Source organism: Roseateles sp. P5_E8 (assembly GCF_054177665.1).
Window position 1 is genome coordinate 1 of record NZ_JBGCUM010000040.1, and the last position, 24,135, is coordinate 24,135.

The following is a 24,135-nucleotide window of genomic DNA, read 5'->3' on the forward strand; positions in this document are numbered from 1 at the left end:
CATCAGCAGCATGGCCAATACCAGCAATCGGCTGTCACTCGTCAAACGCATCCTCAGCCTGCCGGCAAGGCCGTCGCCAAGGACCGCCAGAGCAAATACGGGCCAGAAAATGCCTAATGATGCGATGCCGATCAGCACGTCAGTCGCCGCCAACGTGAACAGCAGTGCGACGCCCATCATGCGCAGACCTTCTTGTCTTGAGGCATGCGGGCGCCCTTCAGCCAAGTGGCGATCGGCTTCTCAACGAACTTGTAGACAGCACAGCCGACGCCGCCGGTGAATGCAACGGCTGCCAGAGCGAGCGCGTCGCTGGGCCAGGATTTCAACAGGGGTGTCGTCAGCTTGTAGAACGCCGGAATGGTCAGGACTTGCACCAGGTAGGTGCTGTACGACGCGGCGCCGAGAAGTCCCAGGAAGCTGGATTTCGACTGTGTCGTCAATGCAGCACCCAGCACGATCAAGGCGGACGGCAACCCCCAGACGATCACGCGGTTATTGGCGGGCGAAAATGGAATTCCTTTACACAGCAGCGCGATACCAAGCGCCAATATCCAGCCGACGTGCGCCCGCAAATGCCCGTGCGAGTAGAGGCCGCCGACGATCACGCCGAACAGAAACTCGAGGATGATGGCATTGGTTCCGATCTGGGTCAGTGCGATGACGCCGAATGCAGGAACTGCAAGTCGCATGAATTCGTGTCTGGCCAGCAGCCCCGAGCCGAGAAGCAGATAGAACAGCATTTCATACTCTAGCGACCAGTCGACGTAGATTGCCGGCGCCCTGTCAAGGAAAAACTCGCTTGAGAAGAGCAGAGAGGCGCCCGCATGATTCCAAGACATGCGCTGTGTCTTGCTCAGCGAAGGGATGATCAGAATCGTCGCGGCCAGTACCAGCGTCAGCAGCCAGTACATCGGTGCGATCCGCTCGATTCTCAGCTTCATGAACTCCCAAGGCGACACTTTCTTGGTTGCATGTGCGTGCACCATGACGAAGCCGGAGATGACGAAGAAGACGTCGACGCCGTTCTCTCCCCAGCGACTCAGGAAACCCAGGGCGGCGGGCGGAACCTGATATGCCGCGCCAGCGGTAATCACGTGGAACAGGACGACATTCAGCGCGGCGAAGGCACGAAGGATCTGAATGTTATTCAGCATGGCCCCTCGCGTGTCGCTGGCGCGTTGCTCATTCGACGGATGCCCCATTGGTCAGGGAAAGAAACGCCGACTCCAGATGCCGAAGGTTCGATTCGTGCAGAACCGACGGATCCGTGTAGACGTCGGTGAACCGTCCCTCGAAGGATTGCGACATGATGTCCATCACCTTGCCCTCCGCGCGCGTGCGGCTGCGCTGAATCAGTTCGTGCAGATTGGAGCAGTCACGCAGGTCGTCTAGCTTGATATAGGTACACCATTTGTTGTCGTTAAAGAAGAGCGGCGCGAACGTGAACGCGACCTTGCCCATCAGCGCAGCCTCGTAGGCAATGGTTCCGGTGACTGTGAACACTGCTTGCGCGGCCTTGATCAATTGCGGGGCCGACGCTGTCTCGTCGATCACGTATGCGTTTGGAAGGCGGTTGATCTGCGCGTAGAAAGACGGACCGCGGTCACCAATGGCGTTGGTGTGCTCCTTGACGTAGATCGACCAATTCGGGGGCAGGCTGCGCCAGATCGCATGGATGAGCTTGAACTGATCTTCGTAGTAGCGGCCAAGCACGTCGATGGAAGACTCGGGCTGCTTGTGCATGGCGTACAGCACGAATGGACGCTGCAGCGTCGCCGAATGGATGGGCGTGCGTTTGACGAACCGGTAGAGGACGCGATTCAACTCTTCCCGACCCATGACCCGCAATGAATCGAGCCTGCCCTGGATATGGGTAGGGTCCGTTGGATCGATGTTCTCGCGGGTGATGAAGCGCCTCACTCGGGCCAGTCGAGCCCTTAGCGTCCTGGCGTTGGCGATCAGCTCGTTGTTGCGGGCGACGTAGGACGGAGGAGTGATGTCGGAAGTTGAGGGCTGCGCGGCAGTTGCGTGCGCATCTTGCAGGCAGCAAGAGCCGCCAACCAGTTGCGCCTGGTCCTCACCCGCGAAGAAGCCCCAACGGCCCGAGGGGAAGCGGACGGTGTGCGGAGACAGGTATTGGCGGGCGCCGCCACTTGCTGCGCAGAAGGCGGCGGCAAGACGCTCGTGTGCCCAGGTGTTCTCGCCGAACACGAAGTCGGGTTGCTCTGACTCCAGGAACGCGTGGATGGCGTGTGCAGCGGCATTGAGGTACTGCAAACCGACGTTGGGTCGATGTCGAAGCGCACGATCGGCGTGAAGCAGATCATGGAATTTCAGCGGCACGGCGGTGAAGGCACTGCCGGGATCGGGCGCGTCCAGCCGCAGATGCAGGGTGTGGGCTTCTGGCCAGCCGTCTTCCTTCAGCCGCTGTGCCAGCTGGGTGTTGACCACTATCCAGCCGATCCGCGCGCCGCGGTCTGCGAGTCGGCGAGCCACGACCGACTGCAGCGGGGTAAGGTAGTAATTGGCGATGAAGCAGTAGGTCAGGGACATCTTGGACGTGGTGGCGAAGTTGGCTCGCCTCAGGCGAGGCCTGGCAGCTGGCTCAGGATGGTTTGCGGTAGACGATCTCGCCGTTCGGATCAGTTCCGACATAGGTCAGATGGGCTGGCGGTTCATCCCCATGGGGTTCCAGGTGCCGCAGCTGCTGAGAGACGTAGACCCCGGGAAGTAACAGGTTCCTTGAGACGGACGAATGGCTGCCCACGGTGATACCGCTGGCGATGCTCAGCCCAGCATTCAGCACGGATGCCGATCCAATATAGACGTTGTTGCCGATGTCTATCCGCCCGTCGATCCGATAGCGACCCGGCCCGCGGCTCGCGTGTTTGTAGCCGTGGGTCCAAAGTTGACTGCCCGCGCCTGCAATGGTCGAGTAGTCACCGATGGAGATCGTGCAGGTGCAATCGACCAGATGGCTCGAGGTGATCTTGCTAAGTTGCCCCAGGCGCAGCATCGCGGGCCCGATCGTCGTCGGATGCGGCGCCCGGTAGATGACGTTGGCGCGGCCTATAGCGGCTGTCTGCGCCAGCGCCACCGTCAGCGGGCCAGAGATCCGATTGAACCGGTCCAGATAGGACTGCCGTCTCATGATGAGACGCCTGCATCTGACGACGTTTCCCAGGTGGATGGCCGCGTGGTCTTGCATCCACAGCCGCTCCACTGCCACCACGGACGGGCCAATCCGGGCCGTCCGGGACACGTGATGTCCCAGCAAGTTGAGAAGGAACGGTTTGAAGCGCAGCGGCATCAGCAGCGTGACGCCAACCGTGGCGAGCTTTCTGAACATCACGAGCTTCGGGGCAGAAGCCGCGTCGGGGCGCCGACAAGAACCGTGTCGCGAGGCACGTCCTTTGTCACCACGGCGCCGGCGCCGATGATGGCATTTTCACCAATGGTGACGCCACCCAGCACGATCGCGTTGGAGCCGATCCAGGCGCCATCTTCAATGATGATGGGCTTGGCATGATGCTTGTAAGGACGCCCGGTCGAGAGGTCAAGTCCGGCCGTTTCGATCACTGCGCCCTTGGATATGCGCACGTGATCGCCAATGCGAATCGAGCTCATGGCGCCCAGCGTGCAGTTGGGACCGATGGCCACATGGTGTCCGAGCTGGATGTTTTCAGGGTACTTGATCTCGGTCGTCCAGTGGCAGAAGTTCGGGCCGCTCGCGCCGCGAACCAGTGCCTTCAGTCTCAAGCTGCTCCAGATCCCCATGAGGGCGACCCCGATGCGGTCGATGGCGATGATTGCCCAACGCAGCGGACCCAGGCGCAATGCCTTGTCGATGATTCCCTTGGACATGGCGGCTCAGCTGACGTACAGGCGATTGATGTACGGATCGATGCGGATGCCGGGTTGCAGCGTCAGCTTGCGTGGGCTGTACTCCAGGATGCTGATCGGGCCTAGCGAATACTGGGCCTGGAGCAGCAGCCGGCGGCGTGACTTGGGGAGCTGGCCCTTGTGCATGCCGTACGTGTTCTCAAGGAACGAGGTACCTGCCTTTGCGGTCAGGCACAGCACGTTGTCACTTCCGAAGGTCTGCGCGACCTCCTCGTCGGTGTATCTGGCGATCTTGGCGAGCTTGGCGCTGCGATGAGACCCTCGCACAAACACATGGGGGCCGGATTCCTCCTCGACATCCGTCACATAGATGAAGAGCTTGATGAATAGCCAATCATCGACGTCCCTGTGAAAGAGTTCCGCATGCTCGGCCTTGGCATGTCCTGGCAAGGACCACCACATCGAGACGTTCGACATGGTCGGCTTGCATCCAAAATGCTCGCCCACCGCAGCCAGCACGGTCGGATGGTTGACGGTGTCCATGACGTGTGGGCAGTTGAGCGTCACCTCGTCCGAATAGACCGCCGTGTGGCACAGCGGATGGGGTTGGTCGATCAGGAATTCGCCGTTTTCCGGTCTTGTGCGGTCATGACAAGGGTGGGACACCGCATAGTTGCGAATGTCGGCGACCTGACCTGCATCAAGCAGTTCGGGCATGAATGCAATGCCGTCGCTCGCAAGGCGTGCGGCGGCGGTGCGGGCAAGGGTGTCTTCGCCGTTACGCTCGGTGGCGGGCAACCGGCGTGCGACCAGGCGTGCGATCCGTTGCCGCATTGCGACGTTTTGGATGAGTCGCTGGAAGTGATACCCGAAGTCTCCCGGGCTGCGCACCATGCCAATCAGATCATCGATTCGTCCAGCCATCTTCTTCCCCGTTTTTCGTCGTGTAGGTCTGTGTTTGTCCCGTGCTGGGATATCTTCAGTCAGGTGGTGCGGCCCGCGGCGGCACTCAGTCCCTCACCCCTGGCAGCGCGCGTCAGCAGCAGCAGGTTCAAGCCCGCCGCCGCCGCCATGATCAGTGACAGCGAACCCACGCTCGCGGGTCGCACTCCGACAAGCAGCAGCACATAGAGGCTCGCCGATATGGCCGCCATCCTGAGCACCAATCCCGGCCTGCCATCTCGGGTGATATAGGTTTCGACGTATGCCCCCAGGCACCAGGCGAGCGTGTAGGCACTGATGGCCATGAACGCTGGCGTGCCGATCGGCGGGGCCGCTTGCGGCCACTTGGATGAAGCTGCGAACAGAGCGGCAACAACGCCAAGCGACCAGGCCAACGTCTTCAGGTAGCGCTGGAGATTGCCGCGCAGGATGCCGGGCTCGTGATGATCATAGATTTCCAGCGCGAGCGCGGTCATGGCCGTCGCGTGTGTGAGCTGCACCACTGACAGCACGCGCAGCCAGAAGTTCAGGGCGATCAGGTCCTGTTGGGGCAGGTGGCTGAAACCGTACACGCGTGAAACGTTGGCTATGCCGATGGACAACCCGGCGGACGCCAGCAGCGGCCAACCCCAATGAGCCGCCGTGACGACCTGGCGCACAGCTGCGGCAAAACCGACGGCACGCAGCGCGCGCACTGCGAACAACAGGCCTGCCAGCATCAAAGGAAGACACGGCACGACCACGGCCAGGCCCAGTGAAGCGGATGCGTCCGCGGGCCAGGCCAGCAGTGCGAAGAGCACGGCCAACCATTGGCAGAGGGAGGGCAGCGAGGCGAGGGCGGGTCGGTCGTGCAGCACCGCCAGCTGATATGCCATGGCAGTGGTGCCCAGCGCACCGGCCCGCAGCAGTGCCGCGACAACCAGAGGGCCGCTGCCTGCGGGCGAGGACATGTCGCCGGCAAGACTGAGCACCAGTGCAAGTGCTGCGATCGCAAGCAACTGCAACATCAATACGCAGCTGTAGCCAGCGAGGGTCAGGCGCGCTGTGGTCGCCCTGTCGCCCGATTGTCGGTACTGGTACAGGATGTAGTTGCGCACGCCCATGTCGCCAAAGGTCGCAACCATCACGCTCAGGCCGATGATGTATTCGATGGCGGTGTAAGCGGTCGCGTCGTGCAGACCCTTGAGCACGAAGATGGGCACCACGAACGCCAGAAGACGATCGGCGTACGTGATCGCCGCCGTCGTCCACATAGCCGGAGTCCGAGTTGCCATTTGAGCGCGCGCCAGCCGTGTTCTCAGCCGAGGTCAGCCCATTGAAGTGGCGTGCCGGCCGGCATGTCGCGGCCCACGCGGTGGCCCAGGGCGACCTCATAGAACTTCGGCGGCAGCCCAAAGCCGGGCCTTACCACGCGCAGGTTGTCTTTCGTCAGCACGTCTCCCGCCTTGAGATCCTGGGCGATGTACAGCGAGCGACGGAACATGCGGGACTTCTCTTCCGCAACAGTGCCGCCATAGGTGACGGTACCGACGCCCTGCCAGGCGCGCTCGGTCTCGGTCCGCAATTGGCGAAATTCGGCGGGTTCCAGCGAGAACGAGGAATCCACACCACCGTCCGCGCGTGCAAGCGTGAAGTGCTTTTCGATCAGGCAGGCGCCCAGCGCCACTGAGGCGACGGATACGCCCACGCCCATCGTGTGGTCCGACAGACCGACCAGGGTGCCGAACGCGTCTCGCATGTGCGGGATCGTGGAGATGTTCGTGTTTTCCGGCGTCGCTGGATAAGTGCTCGTGCACTTGAGCAGGATGATGTCCTTGGCACCCGATGCGCGGGCGGTGCGAACCGCTTCGTCGACCTCACCAAGGCTGGCCATGCCGGTGGAGATGATCATGGGCTTTCCGGTCGAAGCGACCTTGCGGATCAGCGGCAGGTCGGTGCACTCGAAGGAAGCGATCTTGTAGGCCGGCACGTTCAACGACTCCAGAAAATCGACTGCGCTTTCGTCGAACGGCGAGCTGAAGCAGTGCATGCCGTGGCTGGCAGCGCGCTCCATGATGGGGCCGTGCCATTCCCACGGCGTGTATGCCTCCTTGTAGAGGTCATAGAGCTGACGCCCTGCCCACAGGCTGTTCTTGTCCTCGATGACGAACCCGGCGCTGCGCACATTCAATGTCATCGTGTCCGCGGTGTAGGTCTGCAGCTTCACCGCGTCGGCGCCGGAATCGGCAGCGGCGTCCACGATGGCCAGTGCGCGATCAAGCGACTGGTTGTGGTTGCCGGACATCTCGGCGATCAGGTAAGGCCGATGGCCAGGGCCAATGGAGCGGTCAGCAATCTTGAACATGATTTGGATCCAGAAGGTGGGAATGTGCTGGCAGGCGCGGGGCGAGCGTCGCGCTAGCCTAGCCAGGGAACGATTTGACGTAGCGCGTGAGGTCGATTCGCTGGTAGCCGGCGGAGACGAACAGAGCGTGCGAAGCGTCGTTGCCTGGCAGCACTTCGGCATCGATGGCAAGAACTGGTCTCAATCGACGCAATTGCGACTCGCCAGCCGCCAGCAGCCGTCCACCGAGCCCGAGACCCTGAAGTTGTGGGTCCAGGTAGAGCGAGACCTCGACATGACCCGTTGCCGGTAGCTCATCGAACCGGATCACGCCCACGGGTCGCGATTCTGCCGTGGCGATCCACAAGTGGCGTTCCGGCATTGACAGCGCACGCGTCATCCAGGCCAGGTGGTCGTCGAGCGTGATCTCTTCAGACTGGCGCGACACTGCGCGCGTGGCTGGATGATTTCGCCAGGGCCACGTCAGGCGCGCATGATCGAGCGTGGCCGGAATCAGCCGCAGCCCGCAAGCGGCCGTCATGACGATGGCGATGCGCTCGGTGCCATGGCCATCCACCAGTTCCCGGCTGCGACGTGAGAGGGACGCCCGTGTTTGCACGTCGCCGAGCAGTGGCAGTAATGCCGCACCAATCCCGCTAGCGCTGTTGTCTTCGGTGGAGCGCGTCGCGCCCTGCTCGACCAACGCGGGCACGACGGCGCGCTGGTTGTCCACCAGGCACAGCGTCAGCGTCGGCACACCGATCGCACAACGTTCCCAAGCCGCTCCTCCGCCCGCGCCGATGACGATGTCGCATCGGGCATTGAAGTCACGCAGGTCTGGCAGATCGACGAGCAGCTTCGCATTGGAGTCGGCGGCAACTGCCCGCCGCAACGACTCGAGGGCGGGATTGCCGCTGGTGGTGACGACTTCGATGGCGCCCTCAAACCCAGACTCACGGCAGCCGCGCACTGCGATCGCACTGTGCAGCGTTGGATCCGTTCCGCCCAGGAAGATGCCGATGCGGTTCACCACGGCGTGGATCTCGAAGGGCGGCAGGTCGTGGAACGCAGGGCCGAGCATGGCAAAGCGCGGCCCGAACAACTGGCGAGTCCTGCTCCGCACTAGCTGGCGCGCATAGCGCTTTGACTGCTCGGCGGCCAAGGCCAGGTTGTGGTCGATCAGCAGCTCGACGTCCAGCGGCCGGTCCGCCAGATCGTCGATGGCCGCGAGCCTGCAGTCCAGTAAGTCGCAGACGCGCCGATGCCAACGGGCATCCTTGCCGTAGTCGTCCGCGACGATCCAGTCGGGCGCCAAGCCATGGAGCGCCGCAACGCTGGCGTGCGCATCCGCCTCCTGGTCGGCGTCGCCTTCCACCCAACGCAGCGCGAAACCTGCGGCATTGATGACAGCGGCGACATCGACATCGCCCTTGCGGCACAGGAACACCGCGGAGGCACCGACGCGGGCGAGTCCCTGGGCGACCGACACGCACCGGCGCAGATGGCCCAGCCCGGAACGGGCGGACGCATCAGTGCGGAAGGCGACAAGCACGGCCGATCGACGAGTCAACGCAATTTGAACAGCGGCACGAGCGGCTTGCACCGCAGCGCTGCTTCCAGTCCGCCGGCGTCGAGCGTGCGCCCGATGAAGGGCAAGACCTCTTCGTAGACGGCGAGCAGCCTGTCGATGTCCGCCTCGCTGTGGGCATAGCTCATGTTGTGCGTTCCGACCGAGAGGATGCCGCGCTCCATGATTTCCTGCATCCACAGCGTCTTGATCTGAAACGCGGTGTGCTTACGTGCGTCCTTGATGGTCAGGAAGGACCAGCTCGGATGCCCCGCCAGACTGAAAACATCGTCCAGACCATGGCGCGAGACGATGTCAGTTGTGCCGTCGATCAGCCGCTGGCCGCGCTCGGTCAGCTGAGCGGATACGGGCTCGCGCTTGAGCTTCTCGAGCGTGGCCTTTGCTGCCGCGAGCGACAAGGCTTCGCCGCCGAACGTGAACGAGAAGAAGACCTCCTCCATCTCCTTCATGACGTCGGAGCGTCCCGCGATGGCGGAAACCGGGTAGCCGTTTGCGAGCCCCTTGCCGAAGGTGGCCAAGTCTGGCGTCACGCCAAACAGCTGCTGGGCGCCACCGTTGCTGTAGCGGAAGCCCGTAATAGTCTCATCGAACACCAGCAGAGCGCCGTGCGCGTGGGCCATCTCCTTCAAGCCCTCGAGGAAGCCCGGCTGGGGGCGGACGACATTCATTGGCTCGAGAATGACGGCTGCAAACTCGCCGGGATGAGCGTCGAACAGCGCCTTCAAGGAGGACAGGTCGTTGTAGACGAAGCTATGCGTCAGGTCGCGCGTGGCTTGCGGGACGCCGCGACTGCGTGCTGTGGAACCGATGTACCAGTCCTGCCAGCCGTGGTAGCCGCACACGGCAACGCGGTCGCGCCCGGTGTGGGCGCGCGAGATGCGAATGGCGCCGGAGGTCGCGTCCGAGCCGTTCTTGCCAAAGCGCACCTTCTCGGCGCAGGGCACGAGCTCGCAGATCAGCTCGGCGACCTCGGTCTCCAGCGTGTGCGGAAGCGAAAAGATCACACCGGACTCGTCGAGCTGACGGCGCACGGCCTGTGTGACGTCGGGGTCCTGGTATCCCAGTGTGATGGATGCCAGGCTGTTGACGAAGTCGATGTACTCGTTGCCGTCCAGGTCCCAAACGCGCGAACCTTCGCCTCGCGTGATGAAGTATGGCGACGCCCCGTAGGGGTACTGAGTGCGGCTCTTGCTGAACGTCTGGCTGCCCAGGGGAATCACGCGCTCAGCGCGAGCCAGGAACTCTTGGGACTTCTTGAATGAACGCGTCATGGAATCAGGTAGTGAACGGGTTGACAAGTGCTCATGCATCGGCGGCGAGCGATTTGGCATAGCCTTCATTGCGCTCATGGGCAGCCTGGCGGATCGCAAGGCCGCGCTCGATAACGCGCAATAGGTCGAAACGGTCGATGACTTGAGGCGATTGGCCCAGCGACTCGGCACCCCTGATCAGCGCGGCCACATGGTTGAGGTCGTCTGGATGGTCGACCGTCCATCGCAGAGAGGACAAGTCCACGGGTGCCTGCCAGCCTGACGCCTTGAGGCCGGCCTGGCTCGCGCGAATGAATGGCGTCACGTGCTCGCGCTCGGACGGCTTGCTGGCCTGACGCCAAGCCGTCTCCAGAGCCTGCATCGTCATGCATTCGACGTCCAGGCCGTCCGGGTAAGACGGGGGCAACACGTTGGCCACGTAGTCGTCACCCCGCATGGCCAGCTCCGACAGGCCACGGTCGATCAGATCCGGGTCCATCAGCGGGCAATCACCGGTCAGCCGCACCACGTGGTCGGCGCGTGCCTGGCGTGCGGCTTGGACGAAGCGGTCTAAAACGTCGTTCAGGTTGCCGCGGAAGCAGGCGATGCCATGCGCCGCCAGTGCATCAGCCAACGCATCATCGGAAGACTCGGTGCTGGTTGCGACGATCAGGTCGTCGACCAGGCGGGCGCGGCCGACGCGGAGAGCCATGAATACGATCATCGGCAATCCCGCCAGCTCGGCAAGCACCTTGCCTGGAAAACGGCTGCTGGACATGCGCGCCTGAATGATGGCAACGCGTCGTGGGGGGGTCATCCGAGGCTCTTCCATTGGCGGGGGTCGATCAGGGCCGCATCCGGCGCGCTGGCCAATTCAGGCGCGCGAGTCGCCCGGCACGCGTGCCAGGCCGTGGTGATGTCGCGCCATTGGCTGAGTGAGTCGACGCCAAGTACCAGCGCATCGACCGCCGCAAAGGACTTGACCACGCCCAGGGCAGCCTCCACGGGCGACAAAGTCCGCTCTTCGCAGAAGCGATGCCATCTGCTCATGGGGGCGGCAGCACCGGGGAGCCTTCGAATCGCGGCATCGGCGGGCATCAGCAGCAGACCCTGCAGGAAGGCCGAACGTAGATGGACTTCCACGGCGGCCAGCCCGGCGCGCGCTTCAGTCGTATCGACACGTTGATCGAGCGCGTTGCCAGGCAGCTGCGTGATGGCAATGAGACTGCCGTGCGAGGCCCGCGCGCGCGTCGCATCGGCGGGGTCATAGCCGGAGACGCCGAGCCGGATCCCGTGTTGAGTCGCCCATGGAGCAAGCACTTCGAGAATCGCTTGGCCGCGCGTTCCGTCCAGATCGGAAGCGGCATGAAACAGCAGGCCGGACAGCCTATCCCCAAGCCGCCGGAGGGACTGTTGCGCGTGTCGCAAGGCGTGCGTGGCGGCGTCCTGGGGGGCCAGGTCCGTTGCCAGCGCCGGTATCTTGCTGACGACATCCAAGGGCCGCGTGCCGATCAGCCGTCCCAGCCGCTCCTCGATGTCGCCGTACGCGGCGGCTGTATCCAGCGTGCGTACGCCAGCGTTAACGGCATGGTCCAGGATGTCCAGCACCTCCGTTTCGGGCACGGGAGTGCTGCGTCCGGCAATGCCGTAAGCCAGGCCGAACTGAACGGTTCCCAGGACAAGTCGTTGCGAACGCTCGCCTGGCTGAGCGGCGACACTGTTCATTGACCTAGCAGGGCGCGACGCAACACTTGCACCACGCGATCCTGTTGCTCGTCGGTCATGGCCGGAAACAAGGGCAGGGAAATGGCCTGCGCGTAGTAGGCTTCAGCGGCCGGGAAGTCACCCAGCTTGAAGCCAAAACGCCGGTAATAGGGCTGTGTGTGGATCGGGATGTAGTGAACATTGACGCCAATGTTCGCCTCGCGCAGCGCCGCAAATACATCGAGCCTCGTGGCATCGGTCCGTGACGCATCCACCTCGATGGCGTACAGGTGCCATGCGGAGGAGCGGTCCGGCACGCGCGCCGGCCGCTTCACAGGAAGGTCGGCGAGCAGTTCGTCGTAGCGGTCGGCACGCGCCTGTCGGGCCGCTGCCATGTGCTCAAGGCGTGCCATCTGGGACAAGCCCAACGCAGCCTGCACATCGGTCATTCGATGGTTGAATCCAAGGTCGACCTGCTCGTAGTACCACGGCCCTTCCGAAGTCCGTTCCATGTCGGCCGGTTCCCGCGTCATGCCATGTGAGCGCAGCAGCTTGAGTCGGTGGGCCAACTCGTCCGATTGGGCGGTGACCAGACCGCCTTCGGCGGTGGTCACGATCTTGACGGCATGAAAGCTGAAGACCGTCAGGTCAGCGTATTGACCACCTACCGGCTTGTCCTGATATGCCGCGCCCGTGGCATGAGACGCGTCCTCGACGATCTTGAAACCGTATTGGTCGGCGAGAGCCCGCATCTCCTTCAGATCGCATGGCAGGCCGGAAAAATCGACCGGAATGACGACTTTGGGCAGGCGGCCGGCCGCCTGGGCGCGTGCGAGCTTCTCCGACAGGGCGGACACCGACATGTTGCGAGTGACGGGATCGATGTCGACGAAGTCGATCGCCGCACCGCAATAAAGCGCACAATTGGCCGATGCAAGGAAGCTGTTCGGGCTGGTCCAGACCGTGTCCCCCGGGCCGACCCCCAGTGCAAGGCAGGCGATGTGCAGGCCGGCAGTTGCGTTCGATACGGCTACCGCGTGCTTGACCTGGTGACGCAGTGCGAAGGCCTGCTCGAAGGCCGTGATCGCCGGACCCTGCGTCAGGAAACTTGAGCGCAGGGTGTCCGTGACGGCGCGGACGTCCTCATCGGTGATGTCCTGGCAGCTGTAGGGAATGAATTCGGTGGACATGCGACTCTCGCGAAACGTTCAATCGATGACCTTGCCGGTCACGTGCTCGGCAATCAGGCTGCGCAGCTGATCAATCGTCAAGAAATCGGGATTCGAGCCGCTGTCGTAACTGAAGCCGACCGGGACGCGCTGGCCGCCTGCCTTCGCACAGTACTCATCTACGGAGTAGTTTGGCGCTGCGGGCAGGATTGCGTAATACCTGCCGAGGTCCACCGTGTTGAAACTGTCACTGGCGGTGATCATTTCCTCGTGGATCTTTTCACCGGGGCGGATGCCGACGATGCGCTGCTGGCATTCGGGCGCAACGGCGGTAGCAACGTCCGTGATGCGGTAGGACGGAATCTTGGGCACCAGGATTTCGCCGCCCCATGCGTGCTCAATGGACCAAAGCACCATCTCGACGCCTTCCTGCAGCGAGATGTTGAACCGCGTCATCGTGGGATCGGTGATCGGAAGTTCTCCCGACTTGCTGCGTTCCATGAAGAAGGGGATCACCGAACCACGGCTGCCCATCACGTTGCCGTAGCGGACCACGCTGTAGCGAATGTCCCTGTGGCCCTTGATGTTGTTGGCAGCCACGAACAACTTGTCGGAACACAGCTTGGTTGCGCCGTAGAGGTTGACCGGTGCTGCGGCCTTGTCCGTGGACAGTGCGACCAATCGCTGGACGTCGCTGTCCATGCAGGCTTCGATCAGGTTCTGAGCGCCTAGTACGTTGGTCTTGATGCACTCGAAGGGGTTGTATTCCGCAGCCGGCACCTGCTTGAGCGCGGCCGCATGCACGACGATGTCGATGCCTTCGAGCGCACGACGCAGGCGCGCCTCGTCCCGTACATCGCCGATGAAGTAGCGGATCGCCGGGTAGTCCTTCTCTCCGAAGATCTGAGACATTTCGAACTGCTTGAGTTCATCCCGCGAAAAGATGACCAGACGTTTCACGTCGGGGAAGCGCTCGAGAACAGTGCGGACAAAAGCTTTTCCGAACGAGCCGGTGCCGCCCGTAATTAGGATCGATTTGTTATTGAGCATGGTACTGGAACTTACTTTTGGTGAACGGCGACTTGCTTGCGCCAGAGGACGAACGCGGCGATGGCGGCGCCCGCGGCAAAGAAGATCAGGCAAATTATGGAGCGCTTAGGTTTCGACCTGCGCTCAGGCGGCGTCGCGCTATCGATAATCTGAATTGGCGCACCTTCTTTCGCCTCATCGAGCTTGGCGATTTCAAATTGCCTTGAAAGAATTTCGAACAGGGTTTCCAGGTACTTGAAGTCACGATAGGTGGCTATATAGCCAGTATTGACAGAACTCGCGGCAGGGGAATTGGTCTCACGCTTCCTGATCTGATTACGCAGTTCCGTCACGAGTGCCTGCTGCCGTATGACTTCAGTAGCGCCGTTCGTCATCGTCCCCCGAATGGCCTCCAACTTGACTTCGGCGCTGGTCAGTTCTGCGCTGAGGCGGGACAGTAGTTCACCGGCGGCTTTGGGCTCCATCTTCAGCTGATTCACGGACACACCGCTGCCCTCAACCCGTGCCTGCGCTAGCACTAGTTGCGAGCCAACTGACTTCAACTGCTGCTCGAAGAATATCCGGCGGCCCTTGGCTTCGGTAAGTGCGAGATTGTCAGTTAGGAATTTCAACTCAGCTATGTAGGCGTTGGCTAGCGCCGCCGCACGCGCCGCATCGCCGTCATCGACCTCGATGGTAATCAGGCCATCCTTCTTGCCTGCGTTGATCCTGGTTTTCTGCTGTAGGCGCGTGTATGCATCAATGGCATATTTCGTCCCATACACGTCGCTCAACTTGAACTGCGCGATAAGGCGATTGTTCAAGTTCAGGCTCTGCATGAGCGCGACGTACTGGTCGGCATTACTCTTGACGCCGGCGCCTGCCAGGGCACCAAGCGTGCCAAGAGACGCCAGCGCCGATGCTGCGCTACTTTGTTGCGATTGCGGAACGATGAAACTGGCCCGGGCAGTGAAAGTCGGCGGAATCAGGGAGGCAACTACGAAGCCCAGCAGGCCAGTTGCAATCCCAGTAGCGAGCACCATGTGCGAACGGGACACCACCGCGCGTAGTTCCGGAGGGAGGCGATCGAAGAGGCCGGCGCGAGGCGCAGGGCCGCCGTTCGACCGGTCAAGAGGCGTGGTACTCATTTGTCAGTTCTTGATAGTTTTCAAGGCCGCCGCACCGATACCAAACTGATAAAGGATTTGAGTCCAATCCTTTGCTTCTTGGATGAAAGTTGTCTTGTTTATTTCCTCTGGCACAAAAACCGTGTCACCTGATAGTGCGGTGATCGCGGATATGCCGGTGCTACTGCCTAGCCAGCCGCTGCTCGACTGACGAGCGCTGACCACGCTGCCGTTGGCGCGCAGCACAAATATGCTGCCCACATCCGCGCCGCGCGTTGGGCCACCGGCCAGGCGCACGATGTCTTCGATTGAACTGCCCGGCTTGAGCAGATAACTACCGCCGTTGAAGACGCTGCCGAATACGCCCACAGTATTCGGGCGCGCCGGGATATAGAGCCGGTCGCCGTCTTCGACGAGTAGGGTGGGCATTTCACGGGACGCATCGGTCAGATCCAGTACGACACGTCCGGTTGGCCGAACCGCGCGCAGTCGCTCTATGAGCCGCGTTGTACCAACCTGTTTTTGGACGGCTGCCGCTGCATCGTCGGCATTGCTGACCTTTTGTGTCGTTGTGGCGCGGGTGAAGTCGGTTTCCAGATCTCTCAGCGCGCGGTCATATTGGACGTCCTGCACTTTCCGAACGCTCTCCCGAGATAGGTCGGCGCCGAACAAGTAGGCGTCGCGCGTCAAACCGCCGGCCGCCTGCACTGCTTCGCTAAGCGTGCTCGAGGGCGGAAGAACGTAATCGCCCGGCCTTGCGACCTCGCCCTCCACGCGGATGCGCTTGTATTGCTTCGCCTGAGGCAGGACGGAGGAGACGCTGTTGAACGCCCTTAGTACGTCGCCGTTGCCGACGAGCAGGCCGCTGTCCTGTGGCAATGCAAGTTGCACCACGCGTCGGTCATTGCGTTCGCTGAGGCGCTCAATCGCAATACGGCTGGTGTCAGCCACAGTCGACAACCCACCTGCGTAGCCGATCGCGTCATTGACGCTCTCGCCGCCCTTGAGCTCGATGACCGCCGGCCGATTCATGCTGCCGATCAGCGCAACTTGCGGGCCGATCGGCGCAACGTAAAGCACGTCGTCTGCTTGCAGCGGCAGGTCGCCCTTCTTGTCGCCGCGAACGAGCAGGTCGTAGAGGTCGAAGCGTCCAACGACTTGGCCGTTCCGGCGCAGCTCGATCTGGCGGAAGCTGCCTGCCGCCGACGGTCCGCCCGACTGCACCAGCCCGGTCATGACGGTGGACAGGCTGCTGACGCTGTAAGCGCCCGGCCGCGCGACGAAGCCGGTCACGTAGTAGCGAATGCTCCGCAACCGGCCCAGCGTCGCGCTGAGCTGGAAGTTCTTGAACACCTGCCCAACGCGCTGCGTCAGCAGGGCGTTAAGGTCCGCACTGCGAACGCCAGCCACGACGACGGGTCCGACGCGAGGAATGACGATGCGGCCAGAGCGGTCGACGGTCAGCCGCAGGTCGGCATCAAGCGAGCCCCACAGCGTGAGCTGCACTTCATCACCCAAGCCCACCACGTAGTCAGGTGGCACCTGCCGGTTTGCATCAATCGCTGTGAGACCGCGATTGGGCAGCATCAGGTCACTGCCCAGGCGCTGCACGGGCGTCCCGGCAAGGGCGCTGGCGTAGGTCTCGAACTCACTGGGTAGGGCGGGCCTGGCAGCTGGCGTCGCAGGCTCGTCCACGACCGGTTCGTCGGCGACGGTGCTGATCCTCGGGCGGCTCGTGCCTAGCCTGAGCGGCCCCTGGACGGTGGCGTTTTGGTTGTCGGCCTCAGTCGTCTGGGCGGTGGCGACCGTTGTTGACAAACAGACAACCAGCACGGTCAGCGAGCCTGGGAGAGACGGCAGGCGCAAAAAAGTCCTCGACGAGTTGATCATTGAAAGGCGTCCGAATCGACGCGATACCTGCTGAAGTGGTCGCGGATTCTAGAGGCCTCAAAACGGGGCGATCACCAGAGACCCCTCATTACACTTCGCCTCAATGCTTTATCTCCTGGTCTCATTCTTCGTGGCGGCAGCCGTGACCTTGCTGGTCGTCCACTCGTCCCGCAGCCATGCGCATCTGTCGGCTGATACCGACCTCTCCGGCCCGCAGAAGTTCCACGCCGCGCCCGTTCCGCGCATCGGTGGCATGGGAATGTTCACCGGCCTGATGTGCTGTGTGGGTGTCGCCGCTTTCGCCAAACACGCGGATTGGCAGCTCGGCGCCTTGCTCTTGCTCTGCGGCTTGCCGGCGTTCTTGGCTGGCCTGATCGAGGATCTGACCAAACGCGTCTCGCCGGCCAAGCGGCTGCTGGCAACGACCGTATCCGCAGCCCTTGGCATATGGCTCTTGAGCGCCGCCATAACGAGGACCGACATCCCTGGTCTTGACTGGATGGTGTCCTTCGCCCTGGGCGCATGGATCACCACCATTCTTACGGTCGCCGGGGTGGCCAACTCCGTCAACATCATTGACGGCTTTAACGGCTTGTCGTCCATGTGTGTCAGCCTGATGCTGCTCGTTTTCGCCTACGTGGCATACCAAGTCGGCGACATCCCATTGGCGCTGTGGGCCTTGGCCGGCGTGGGCGCAGCCCTGGGCTTTTTTGTCTGGAACTTCCCTTCCGGGCTGATCTTCCTCGGCGACGGCGGCGCCTACTTCCTGGGCTTTTATCTCGCCGAGATCGGAATCCTGCTGACCGCACGCAACGTCGAGGTCTCGCCGCTGTTCCCTCTGATGGTCTGCATCTACCCCGTGTTCGAGACGCTGTTCTCGATGTATCGCCGCAAGGTCATCCGCGCCGTGCCGACGGGGCTGCCCGACGGCATCCATCTGCATTCGCTGATCTACCGCCGCCTGATGCGCTGGGCCATCGGCGCCCGCGACGCCCGTGCCATGACGCGTCGAAACTCCATGACCGCACCCTACCTATGGATGCTCTGCGTGAGTTCCCTGGTGCCCGCGCTCATGTTCTGGGATTCCACCCCGCTGATCGCCGCCTGCATGCTGCTTTTCGGCGTCACTTATGTCGCTCTCTACCGCCGCATCGTCCGCTTCAAGACCCCCAAATGGCTGGTTGTGAACCGCTGAAACACGCAAAAGAGGCTTGCCGGCGATAATCGGCGGCTATGAGCGAAAACGTCCCTCTGCCCGAGTCGCATGCTTCTCCGGACATCGAAACCGCCCCACCGGCCCGTTTCGACACCCTCCCCCTCGACCCCAAGCTTCTTCGCGCTGTCGCCGATTCCGGCTATCTGACGATGACGCCCATCCAGGCCAAGGCGATTCCCATCGTGTTGGCCGGCAAGGACGTCATGGGTGCCGCGCAGACCGGCACCGGCAAGACCGCTGCCTTCTCCATCCCGCTGCTGCAGCGCATGCTCAAGCACGAGAACCCGAGCGTGTCGCCGGCCCGCCACCCGGTTCGTGCCCTGGTGCTTGCGCCCACGCGAGAGCTGGCGGACCAGGTCGCCGAGAACGTCAAGAAGTACGCCAAGCACACCAATCTGCGCTCGGTCGTCGTCTTCGGTGGCATCGACATGAAGCCGCAGACGGCTGCACTGAAAGCGGGTGTCGAGGTGCTGATCGCCACGCCCGGCCGCCTGCTCGATCACATCGAAGCCAAGAACTGCGTGCTGAACCAGGTCGAGTACGTCGTGCTCGACGAGGCCGACCGCATGCTGGACATTGGCTTCCTGCCGGACCTGCAGCGCATCCTCAGCTACCTGCCCAAGACGCGCCAGACGCTGCTGTTCTCGGCGACGTTCTCGCCCGAGATCAAGCGCCTGGCGCAGAGCTATCTGCAGGACCCCATCCTCGTCGAGACGGCCCGGCCCAACCAGACCGCGACCAACGTCGAGCAGCGCTTTATCGCCGTCACGGACGACGACAAGCGGGCGGTGGTGAAGCAGATCCTGAAGGATCGCTCGCTCTCGCAGGCCATCATTTTCGTGAACTCCAAGCTGGGTGCGGCCCGCCTCGCCCGCACGTTTGAGCGCGACGGCCTGCGCACATCGGCTTTGCACGGCGATAAGTCGCAGGACGAGCGGCTGAAGTCGCTCGACGCCTTCAAGCGCGGTGATGTCGATCTGCTGGTGGCGACCGACGTGGCCGCGCGTGGTCTGGACATTGCCGACCTGCCGGCCGTCTTCAACTTCGACGTGCCTTTCAACGCCGAGGATTACGTGCACCGCATCGGCCGCACGGGCCGCGCCGGGGCATCGGGTCTCGCCGTGACGCTGGTGACCAAGTCGGATGCCCGCCTGGTGGCGGACATCGAGAAGCTGATCAAGCGCAAGATCGAGCTCGACCCCTTCGAGCTCGAAGGTGAAAAGCCGCGCTTCGAGCGTCGCCCGCGCGAGGATTTGCCGGAGCGTGTGGAGCGCCCTGAACGAGCCGAGCGTGCTGAGCGTCCGGATCGCCCCGCTCGCACGACCAGCCCGGCCCTGCGCACGCCGGCGCCGTCGGCCGACCCCTTCTTCAACAAGCCCTACGAGTCGAGTTCGCGCGACGAGCCGCCGGCCTGGGAGAAGGCCAAGGGCGCTTCACCGGTCAAGGGCTTGTCCAGCTACATCAAGCCCAAGAAGCAGGTGGCGGCGCTGTTCGGCGCCAAGAAGCCGGAGCCGGCGGAGTCTTAAGCCCCTGCATCAAGCCAGCAGCGAGAAGACCGCAGGGATGCGGTCGGACAGCTTCGTGCGATTGATGCGCCAGTCGGCCACCGTGGCGGTCTGTGTCCAGCCGCCGGGCAGCGTCAGGCCGACGCTGATCGACAGCCGCGTGGCGGGTTTCAGCGCGGCCAGCAAGGCCTGGTTCAGCGTCTCGTTGCGGTAGGGCGTCTCGATCAGCAATTGCGTCTGCTGCGCCTTGGCCGACAGCGCCTCCAGTTCACGGATGCGTGCCGTGCGCGCGTTGGCGTCCACCGGCAGATAGCCGACGAAGGCGAAGCTCTGGCCGTTCAGGCCGCTGGCCGCGAGCGCCAGCAGCAGGGAGCTGGGCCCCGCCAGCGCCACCACCTCGATGCCCGCCTCGTGGGCCAGGGCCACCAGGCGCGCGCCGGGATCGGCCACGGCCGGCAGGCCCGCCTCGGAGATCAGGCCGAGGTTATGCCCGGCTTGGATTGGGTCCAGCAGCGCAAGCCAGGCTGCCGCGTCGTCGCCGCCGCCCCGGCCACCCTTGGGTGGGCGCGGCAGTTCGGTGATCTGCATGGCCTGCAGCGGCTGCACCAGCGGGGCGACGGCGTCGACACGCTTGAGCAGCGAGCGCGTCGTCTTCGCGTTCTCGGCCGCCCAGTGCGTCAGTCGCGCCGCCGTCTCGATGACGCGCTGCGGCAGCACCTCGCGCAGGTCAAGCGAATCGTCCACGCCGAAGTCCAGCGTGTTGGGCATCAGGATCAGTTTTCCAAGGGTCATGCGAGAGGCTCCAGGCCGGCGCGGCGCAGCAGGGCGCAGGTGCGAATCAAGGGCAGGCCGATCAGTGCGGTCGGGTCGTCGGATTCGACAGCGTCCAGCAGCGCAATGCCCAGGCTCTCGACCTTGGCGCTGCCGGCGCAGTCATAGGGTTGGTCGGCGCGCAGATAGGCCTCGATGGCGGCGTCGCTCAGCTCGCGCACACGCACGCGGACCTCGGCGCGCTCGATGGCGGCCAGGCCCGGCGCGACGATGGCCACGGCGGTCTGGAAGACGACCTCGCGGCCGCTCATGCGGCGCAGCTGGGCGACTGCGGCCTCGTGCGTGCCCGGCTTGCCGATGGCGTCGCCGGCCAGGTCGGCCACCTGGTCAGAACCGATGACGATAGCGCCGGGGAAGCGCGCGGCCACGACGCGCGCCTTGGCCAGCGCCAGTCGCTCGGCCAGCGCGGCGGGGGCTTCGCCGGGCAAGGCAGTCTCGTCGACCTCCGGCGCCACGGCCTCGAAGGGCAGGCGCAGGCGGGAAAGCAATTCCTGGCGGTAGCGTGACGTCGAAGCAAGGATCAGCTGAGGCATGGATCATTCTCGCCCGCCTAAACTTCGGACCATGAAACCGCGCGCCTTTGTTCCCGAGAAGCTCGACCTCGCTGCCTTCATCCACGATGGCGCGAGCCTGCAGGGCGACTGGCCGGCCGCTTCGCTGGAGCGCCTGGCCGATTCCGCCGCGCCTGACGCGCCCGCGCAGGGCTGGCCGGCACTGCACTGGCGTCTGCTGGGCGAGACCCGCCAGGCCAAGGGCGGCAAGGTCCAGAGCTGGCTGCGGGTGACGGCACAGGTCAAGGTCGCGCTGACCTGCCAGCGCTGCCTGAAGCCCGTTGAGGAGCATGTCGATATCGACCGCTGGATCCGCTTCGTCGACACTGAAGCTGAAGCCGCGGCGCTGGACGCCGACAGCGACGACGACGTGCTGGCCTTGCCGCGCCACCTGGACGCCCGCGAGCTCATCGAGGACGAAGTGTTGCTGGCCCTGCCGCTGGTGCCGCGCCACGAGGTCTGCCCCGAGCCGCTGACCCACGTGGATGACGCCGACGAGCCGGCCGCCGAAGACGGGGAGGGCGAGCGCCCCAATCCCTTCGCCGCACTCGCGGCGCTCAAGCGCGGCGGCAGCGCCTGAGGCCATGAGCCGGCTCGCCCTGCCGGACGTTTTAACCAGCCTGGCTTGGCGAGCAACGCATTCGCTGCTACACTCGTGGGCTTTTCTGCGGCCTGGGGCTCGAGCTGTGTTCCCGCTTGAGACTTTTCCAGGGGTCGCAAACCCAAACCCCGCAGATTTCGGAGAATTTCATGGCTGTTCAGCAAAACAAGAAGTCGCCTTCCAAGCGCGGCATGCACCGTTCGCACAATGCCCTGGTCACGCCGGGCACGGGCATCGAGCCGACGACGGGCGAAGTGCACCTGCGTCACCACATCAGCCCCACCGGTTTCTACCGTGGTCGCAAGGTGCTGAAGAGCAAGGCCGACGCGGCCTGAGCTTGAACAGGCCTCCCAGAGGCCTGCGGTCCCGCGCCGCCCCAGTTGCGGTGCACACCACTGAATCTGCCGACCCGGCCTGCGCCACGCGCAGCGCCGGGTTTGGTCTTTTCTGAACTGCATTTGCCTCGATGACCCACGCGACCCTGCCTGATCCCGTTCGCCTTGCCGTCGATTGCATGGGCGGCGACCACGGCCCTTCGGTCACGCTGCCGGCCTGCCGCGCCTTCCTCGATAAGCATCCCGGCGCGGAGCTCATCCTCGTCGGCAAACCCGAGGAACTGACCGCTGCCGCCGCCTGGCCACGCTGCCAAATCGTGGCGGCCAGCGAAGTCATCACGATGGACGATCCGGTCGAGGTGGCTTTGCGCCGCAAGCGCGATTCGTCCATGCGCATCGCCATCCAGCAGCTCAAGGCCGACCGTGACGGCCACCCGGCCCAGGCCCACGCCTGCGTGTCCGCGGGCAACACCGGCGCGCTGATGGCCGTGGCCCGCTACCTGCTGAAGACGCTGGACGGCATCGACCGCCCCGCGATTGCCACCGTCGTGCCCAATCAGCGCGGCCGCTTCACGACGGTGTTGGACCTCGGCGCCAATGTCGACTGCACGGCCGAGCACCTGCTGCAGTTCGCCGTCATGGGTAGCGCGTTGGTGTCGGCTGTCGAAGGCATCGAGGAGCCCAGCGTCGGCCTGCTCAACATCGGCGAGGAAGCCATCAAGGGCAGCGAGACCATCAAGCAGGCCGGCGAACTGCTGCGCGCAGCCGGTGCGGCCGGCCAGCTGAACTTCTTCGGCAATGTCGAGGGCAACGACATCTACAAGGGCACGACGGACCTCGTGGTCTGCGACGGCTTCGTCGGCAACGTCATGCTCAAGACCTCCGAGGGCCTGGCCACCATGATCGGCGCCTTCATCAAGGAAGAGTTCAGCCGCAACCTGCTGACCAAGCTGGTCGCGCTGCTGGCGCTGCCCATCCTGAAGGCCTTCAAGGCCCGCGTCGACCATCGCCGCTTCAACGGCGCAGCGCTGCTGGGCCTGCGCGGCCTGGTCTTTAAAAGCCATGGCTCGGCCGATGCCTTCGCCTTCGAGCAGGCTTTGGCGCGCGCTTATGATGCCGCCCGCAACCGGCTGCTGGACCGGGTACACGACCGCATCGTCGCCACGCTGCAGGCGAAGGCGACAGATGCTGGAGACAAGGCGGCGCCTGCCGCCCAGGCCGCATGAGCCCATCTGGACACACCTCACCCCGCTATTCGCGCATCCTCGGCACCGGCAGTTATCTGCCTGCTGACCGGGTCACCAACCAGGCCCTGGCCGAGCGCCTCGCCGCGGACGGTGTCGAGACCTCGGACGACTGGATCGTTGAGCGCACCGGCATCCGCGCCCGCCACTTTGCGAAAGCCGACCAGGGCGCCAGCGACCTGGCTTTCCCCGCTGCACTGGGCGCGCTGGAAGCCGCCGGCATCAAAGCCGAGGAGTTGGACCTCATCATCGTTGCGACGTCCACGCCCGACATGGTCTTCCCGTCCAGCGCGTGCCTGCTGCAGAAGAAGCTCGGCGTGTTCGGCTGCGCGGCCTTCGACGTGCAAGCCGTTTGCTCGGGCTTCATCTACGCGCTCAGCGTGGCCGACTCGATGATCAAGAGCGGCGGTGCAACCAAGGCCCTCGTCGTCGGCGCCGAGGTGTTCTCGCGCATCCTCGACTTCAAGGACCGCACGACCTGCGTGCTGTTCGGCGACGGCGCCGGTGCCGTCGTGCTGGGTGCCAGCGACGAGCCGGGCATCCTCGCCACCGAACTGCATGCCGACGCGCGCCATTCCGACATCCTCTGCACGCCTGGCACCGTCTCCGGCGGCCAGGTGATGGGCTCGCCCTTGCTGAGGATGGATGGCCAGGCCGTCTTCAAGCTCGCCGTCGGCTTGCTGGAGAAGGTGGCCCGTTCGGTGCTCGACAAGGCCGGCATGACGGATGCAGACATCGACTGGCTGATCCCCCACCAAGCCAACATCCGCATCATGCAGGGCACGGCCAAGAAGCTTCGCATGTCGATGGACAAGCTCATCGTCACCGTCGACGAGCATGGCAACACGTCGGCCGCCTCCGTGCCGCTGGCGCTGGATGTCGCGGTGCGCAGCGGCCGCATCCAGCGTGGCGACACCGTGATGCTGGAAGGCGTTGGCGGTGGCTTCACCTGGGGCGCCGCCCTTTTGAAATACTGATCCCAATATC

General features: G+C 63.8%; 24 protein-coding genes. 6 read left to right on the forward strand and 18 right to left on the reverse strand.

Annotated features, from left to right (window positions below; all coding sequences use genetic code 11):
* The 16 genes from ACXRVZ_RS19850 to ACXRVZ_RS19925 all read right to left on the reverse strand — a co-directional run.
* The coding region (locus tag ACXRVZ_RS19850) for a hypothetical protein (RefSeq protein ID WP_458232744.1) at window positions 1–180 on the reverse strand (180 nt) is incomplete at its 3' end.
* Window positions 177–1,154: an acyltransferase family protein gene (locus ACXRVZ_RS19855; RefSeq protein WP_458232745.1), complete on the reverse strand. Its 978-nt coding sequence runs from the start codon at window positions 1,152–1,154 to the stop codon at window positions 177–179. The genes ACXRVZ_RS19850 and ACXRVZ_RS19855, both read right to left, overlap by 4 nt.
* A gap of 28 nt (window positions 1,155–1,182) precedes the next feature.
* A complete protein-coding gene (locus ACXRVZ_RS19860; protein WP_458232746.1) occupies window positions 1,183–2,553 on the reverse strand; it encodes a hypothetical protein in 1,371 nt (456 codons plus the stop codon).
* A 52-nt stretch (window positions 2,554–2,605) separates the two neighbouring features.
* Window positions 2,606–3,349 carry an acyltransferase gene (locus ACXRVZ_RS19865; RefSeq protein WP_458232747.1) on the reverse strand — a complete coding sequence of 248 codons (744 nt, stop codon included), beginning with the start codon at window positions 3,347–3,349 and terminating at the stop codon, window positions 2,606–2,608.
* Complete coding sequence (locus tag ACXRVZ_RS19870; protein ID WP_458232748.1) at window positions 3,349–3,864, reverse strand: acyltransferase; 516 nt, start codon at window positions 3,862–3,864, stop codon at window positions 3,349–3,351. The genes ACXRVZ_RS19865 and ACXRVZ_RS19870 overlap by 1 nt, the downstream gene beginning before the upstream one ends.
* Before the next feature lie 6 nt (window positions 3,865–3,870).
* Entirely contained in the window at window positions 3,871–4,767 is an 897-nt protein-coding gene (locus tag ACXRVZ_RS19875) for a phytanoyl-CoA dioxygenase family protein (RefSeq protein WP_458232749.1), read from the reverse strand.
* A 59-nt stretch (window positions 4,768–4,826) separates the two neighbouring features.
* Window positions 4,827–6,038 carry a hypothetical protein gene (locus tag ACXRVZ_RS19880; protein ID WP_458232750.1) on the reverse strand — a complete coding sequence of 404 codons (1,212 nt, stop codon included), beginning with the start codon at window positions 6,036–6,038 and terminating at the stop codon, window positions 4,827–4,829.
* A gap of 44 nt (window positions 6,039–6,082) precedes the next feature.
* A complete protein-coding gene (gene pseI, locus ACXRVZ_RS19885) occupies window positions 6,083–7,129 on the reverse strand; it encodes a pseudaminic acid synthase (protein ID WP_458232751.1) in 1,047 nt (348 codons plus the stop codon).
* A 58-nt stretch (window positions 7,130–7,187) separates the two neighbouring features.
* The gene (pseG, locus tag ACXRVZ_RS19890) at window positions 7,188–8,660 is read right to left on the reverse strand and encodes a UDP-2,4-diacetamido-2,4,6-trideoxy-beta-L-altropyranose hydrolase (RefSeq protein WP_457423614.1); all 1,473 of its coding nucleotides are present in this window, start codon (window positions 8,658–8,660) and stop codon (window positions 7,188–7,190) included.
* A gap of 14 nt (window positions 8,661–8,674) precedes the next feature.
* Window positions 8,675–9,967: an aminotransferase class III-fold pyridoxal phosphate-dependent enzyme gene (locus tag ACXRVZ_RS19895; protein ID WP_457423616.1), complete on the reverse strand. Its 1,293-nt coding sequence runs from the start codon at window positions 9,965–9,967 to the stop codon at window positions 8,675–8,677.
* 31 nt (window positions 9,968–9,998) lie between these two features.
* Window positions 9,999–10,763 carry a cytidylyltransferase domain-containing protein gene (locus ACXRVZ_RS19900; RefSeq protein WP_458232752.1) on the reverse strand — a complete coding sequence of 255 codons (765 nt, stop codon included), beginning with the start codon at window positions 10,761–10,763 and terminating at the stop codon, window positions 9,999–10,001.
* On the reverse strand, window positions 10,760–11,671 hold the full coding sequence (locus tag ACXRVZ_RS19905) for an aldo/keto reductase (protein WP_457423620.1): 912 nt from the start codon (window positions 11,669–11,671) through the stop codon (window positions 10,760–10,762). The genes ACXRVZ_RS19900 and ACXRVZ_RS19905 overlap by 4 nt, the downstream gene beginning before the upstream one ends.
* Window positions 11,668–12,840 (reverse strand): UDP-4-amino-4,6-dideoxy-N-acetyl-beta-L-altrosamine transaminase, encoded by a 1,173-nt coding sequence (gene pseC, locus ACXRVZ_RS19910; RefSeq protein ID WP_458232753.1) that lies wholly within the window; start codon window positions 12,838–12,840, stop codon window positions 11,668–11,670. The genes ACXRVZ_RS19905 and pseC overlap by 4 nt, the downstream gene beginning before the upstream one ends.
* 18 nt (window positions 12,841–12,858) lie before the next feature.
* Entirely contained in the window at window positions 12,859–13,869 is a 1,011-nt protein-coding gene (gene pseB, locus ACXRVZ_RS19915) for a UDP-N-acetylglucosamine 4,6-dehydratase (inverting) (protein WP_457423624.1), read from the reverse strand.
* Window positions 13,870–13,880: 11 nt separating this feature from the next.
* Window positions 13,881–14,996: a lipopolysaccharide biosynthesis protein gene (locus tag ACXRVZ_RS19920; RefSeq protein WP_457423626.1), complete on the reverse strand. Its 1,116-nt coding sequence runs from the start codon at window positions 14,994–14,996 to the stop codon at window positions 13,881–13,883.
* A 3-nt stretch (window positions 14,997–14,999) separates the two neighbouring features.
* Entirely contained in the window at window positions 15,000–16,865 is a 1,866-nt protein-coding gene (locus tag ACXRVZ_RS19925; protein ID WP_458232754.1) for an SLBB domain-containing protein, read from the reverse strand.
* A gap of 103 nt (window positions 16,866–16,968) precedes the next feature.
* Between ACXRVZ_RS19925 and ACXRVZ_RS19930 the strand changes: the two genes are divergently transcribed.
* On the forward strand, window positions 16,969–18,060 hold the full coding sequence (locus tag ACXRVZ_RS19930; RefSeq protein ID WP_457423630.1) for an MraY family glycosyltransferase: 1,092 nt from the start codon (window positions 16,969–16,971) through the stop codon (window positions 18,058–18,060).
* Window positions 18,061–18,098: 38 nt separating this feature from the next.
* On the forward strand, window positions 18,099–19,607 hold the full coding sequence (locus ACXRVZ_RS19935) for a DEAD/DEAH box helicase (RefSeq protein ID WP_457423632.1): 1,509 nt from the start codon (window positions 18,099–18,101) through the stop codon (window positions 19,605–19,607).
* 9 nt (window positions 19,608–19,616) lie between these two features.
* Here the strand turns inward: ACXRVZ_RS19935 and ACXRVZ_RS19940 are convergent, their stop codons facing one another.
* Both ACXRVZ_RS19940 and ACXRVZ_RS19945 read right to left on the reverse strand, forming a co-directional pair.
* Window positions 19,617–20,378 carry an SAM-dependent methyltransferase gene (locus ACXRVZ_RS19940; protein ID WP_457423634.1) on the reverse strand — a complete coding sequence of 254 codons (762 nt, stop codon included), beginning with the start codon at window positions 20,376–20,378 and terminating at the stop codon, window positions 19,617–19,619.
* Complete coding sequence (locus ACXRVZ_RS19945; protein ID WP_457423636.1) at window positions 20,375–20,950, reverse strand: Maf family nucleotide pyrophosphatase; 576 nt, start codon at window positions 20,948–20,950, stop codon at window positions 20,375–20,377. The genes ACXRVZ_RS19940 and ACXRVZ_RS19945 overlap by 4 nt, the downstream gene beginning before the upstream one ends.
* Window positions 20,951–20,981: 31 nt before the next feature.
* On the opposite strand from ACXRVZ_RS19945, the gene ACXRVZ_RS19950 reads away from it, so the two are divergent.
* The 4 genes from ACXRVZ_RS19950 (at window position 20,982) to ACXRVZ_RS19965 (ending at window position 24,125) form a co-directional block, all read left to right on the forward strand.
* On the forward strand, window positions 20,982–21,548 hold the full coding sequence (locus tag ACXRVZ_RS19950; RefSeq protein WP_457423638.1) for a YceD family protein: 567 nt from the start codon (window positions 20,982–20,984) through the stop codon (window positions 21,546–21,548).
* 170 nt (window positions 21,549–21,718) lie between these two features.
* A complete protein-coding gene (gene rpmF / locus ACXRVZ_RS19955) occupies window positions 21,719–21,904 on the forward strand; it encodes a 50S ribosomal protein L32 (protein ID WP_056204281.1) in 186 nt (61 codons plus the stop codon).
* Between the two features lie 131 nt (window positions 21,905–22,035).
* Window positions 22,036–23,130 (forward strand): phosphate acyltransferase PlsX, encoded by a 1,095-nt coding sequence (plsX, locus tag ACXRVZ_RS19960; protein ID WP_457423640.1) that lies wholly within the window; start codon window positions 22,036–22,038, stop codon window positions 23,128–23,130.
* Window positions 23,127–24,125 carry a beta-ketoacyl-ACP synthase III gene (locus ACXRVZ_RS19965; RefSeq protein WP_457423642.1) on the forward strand — a complete coding sequence of 333 codons (999 nt, stop codon included), beginning with the start codon at window positions 23,127–23,129 and terminating at the stop codon, window positions 24,123–24,125. The genes plsX and ACXRVZ_RS19965 overlap by 4 nt, the downstream gene beginning before the upstream one ends.
* Window positions 24,126–24,135: the final 10 nt, after the last annotated feature.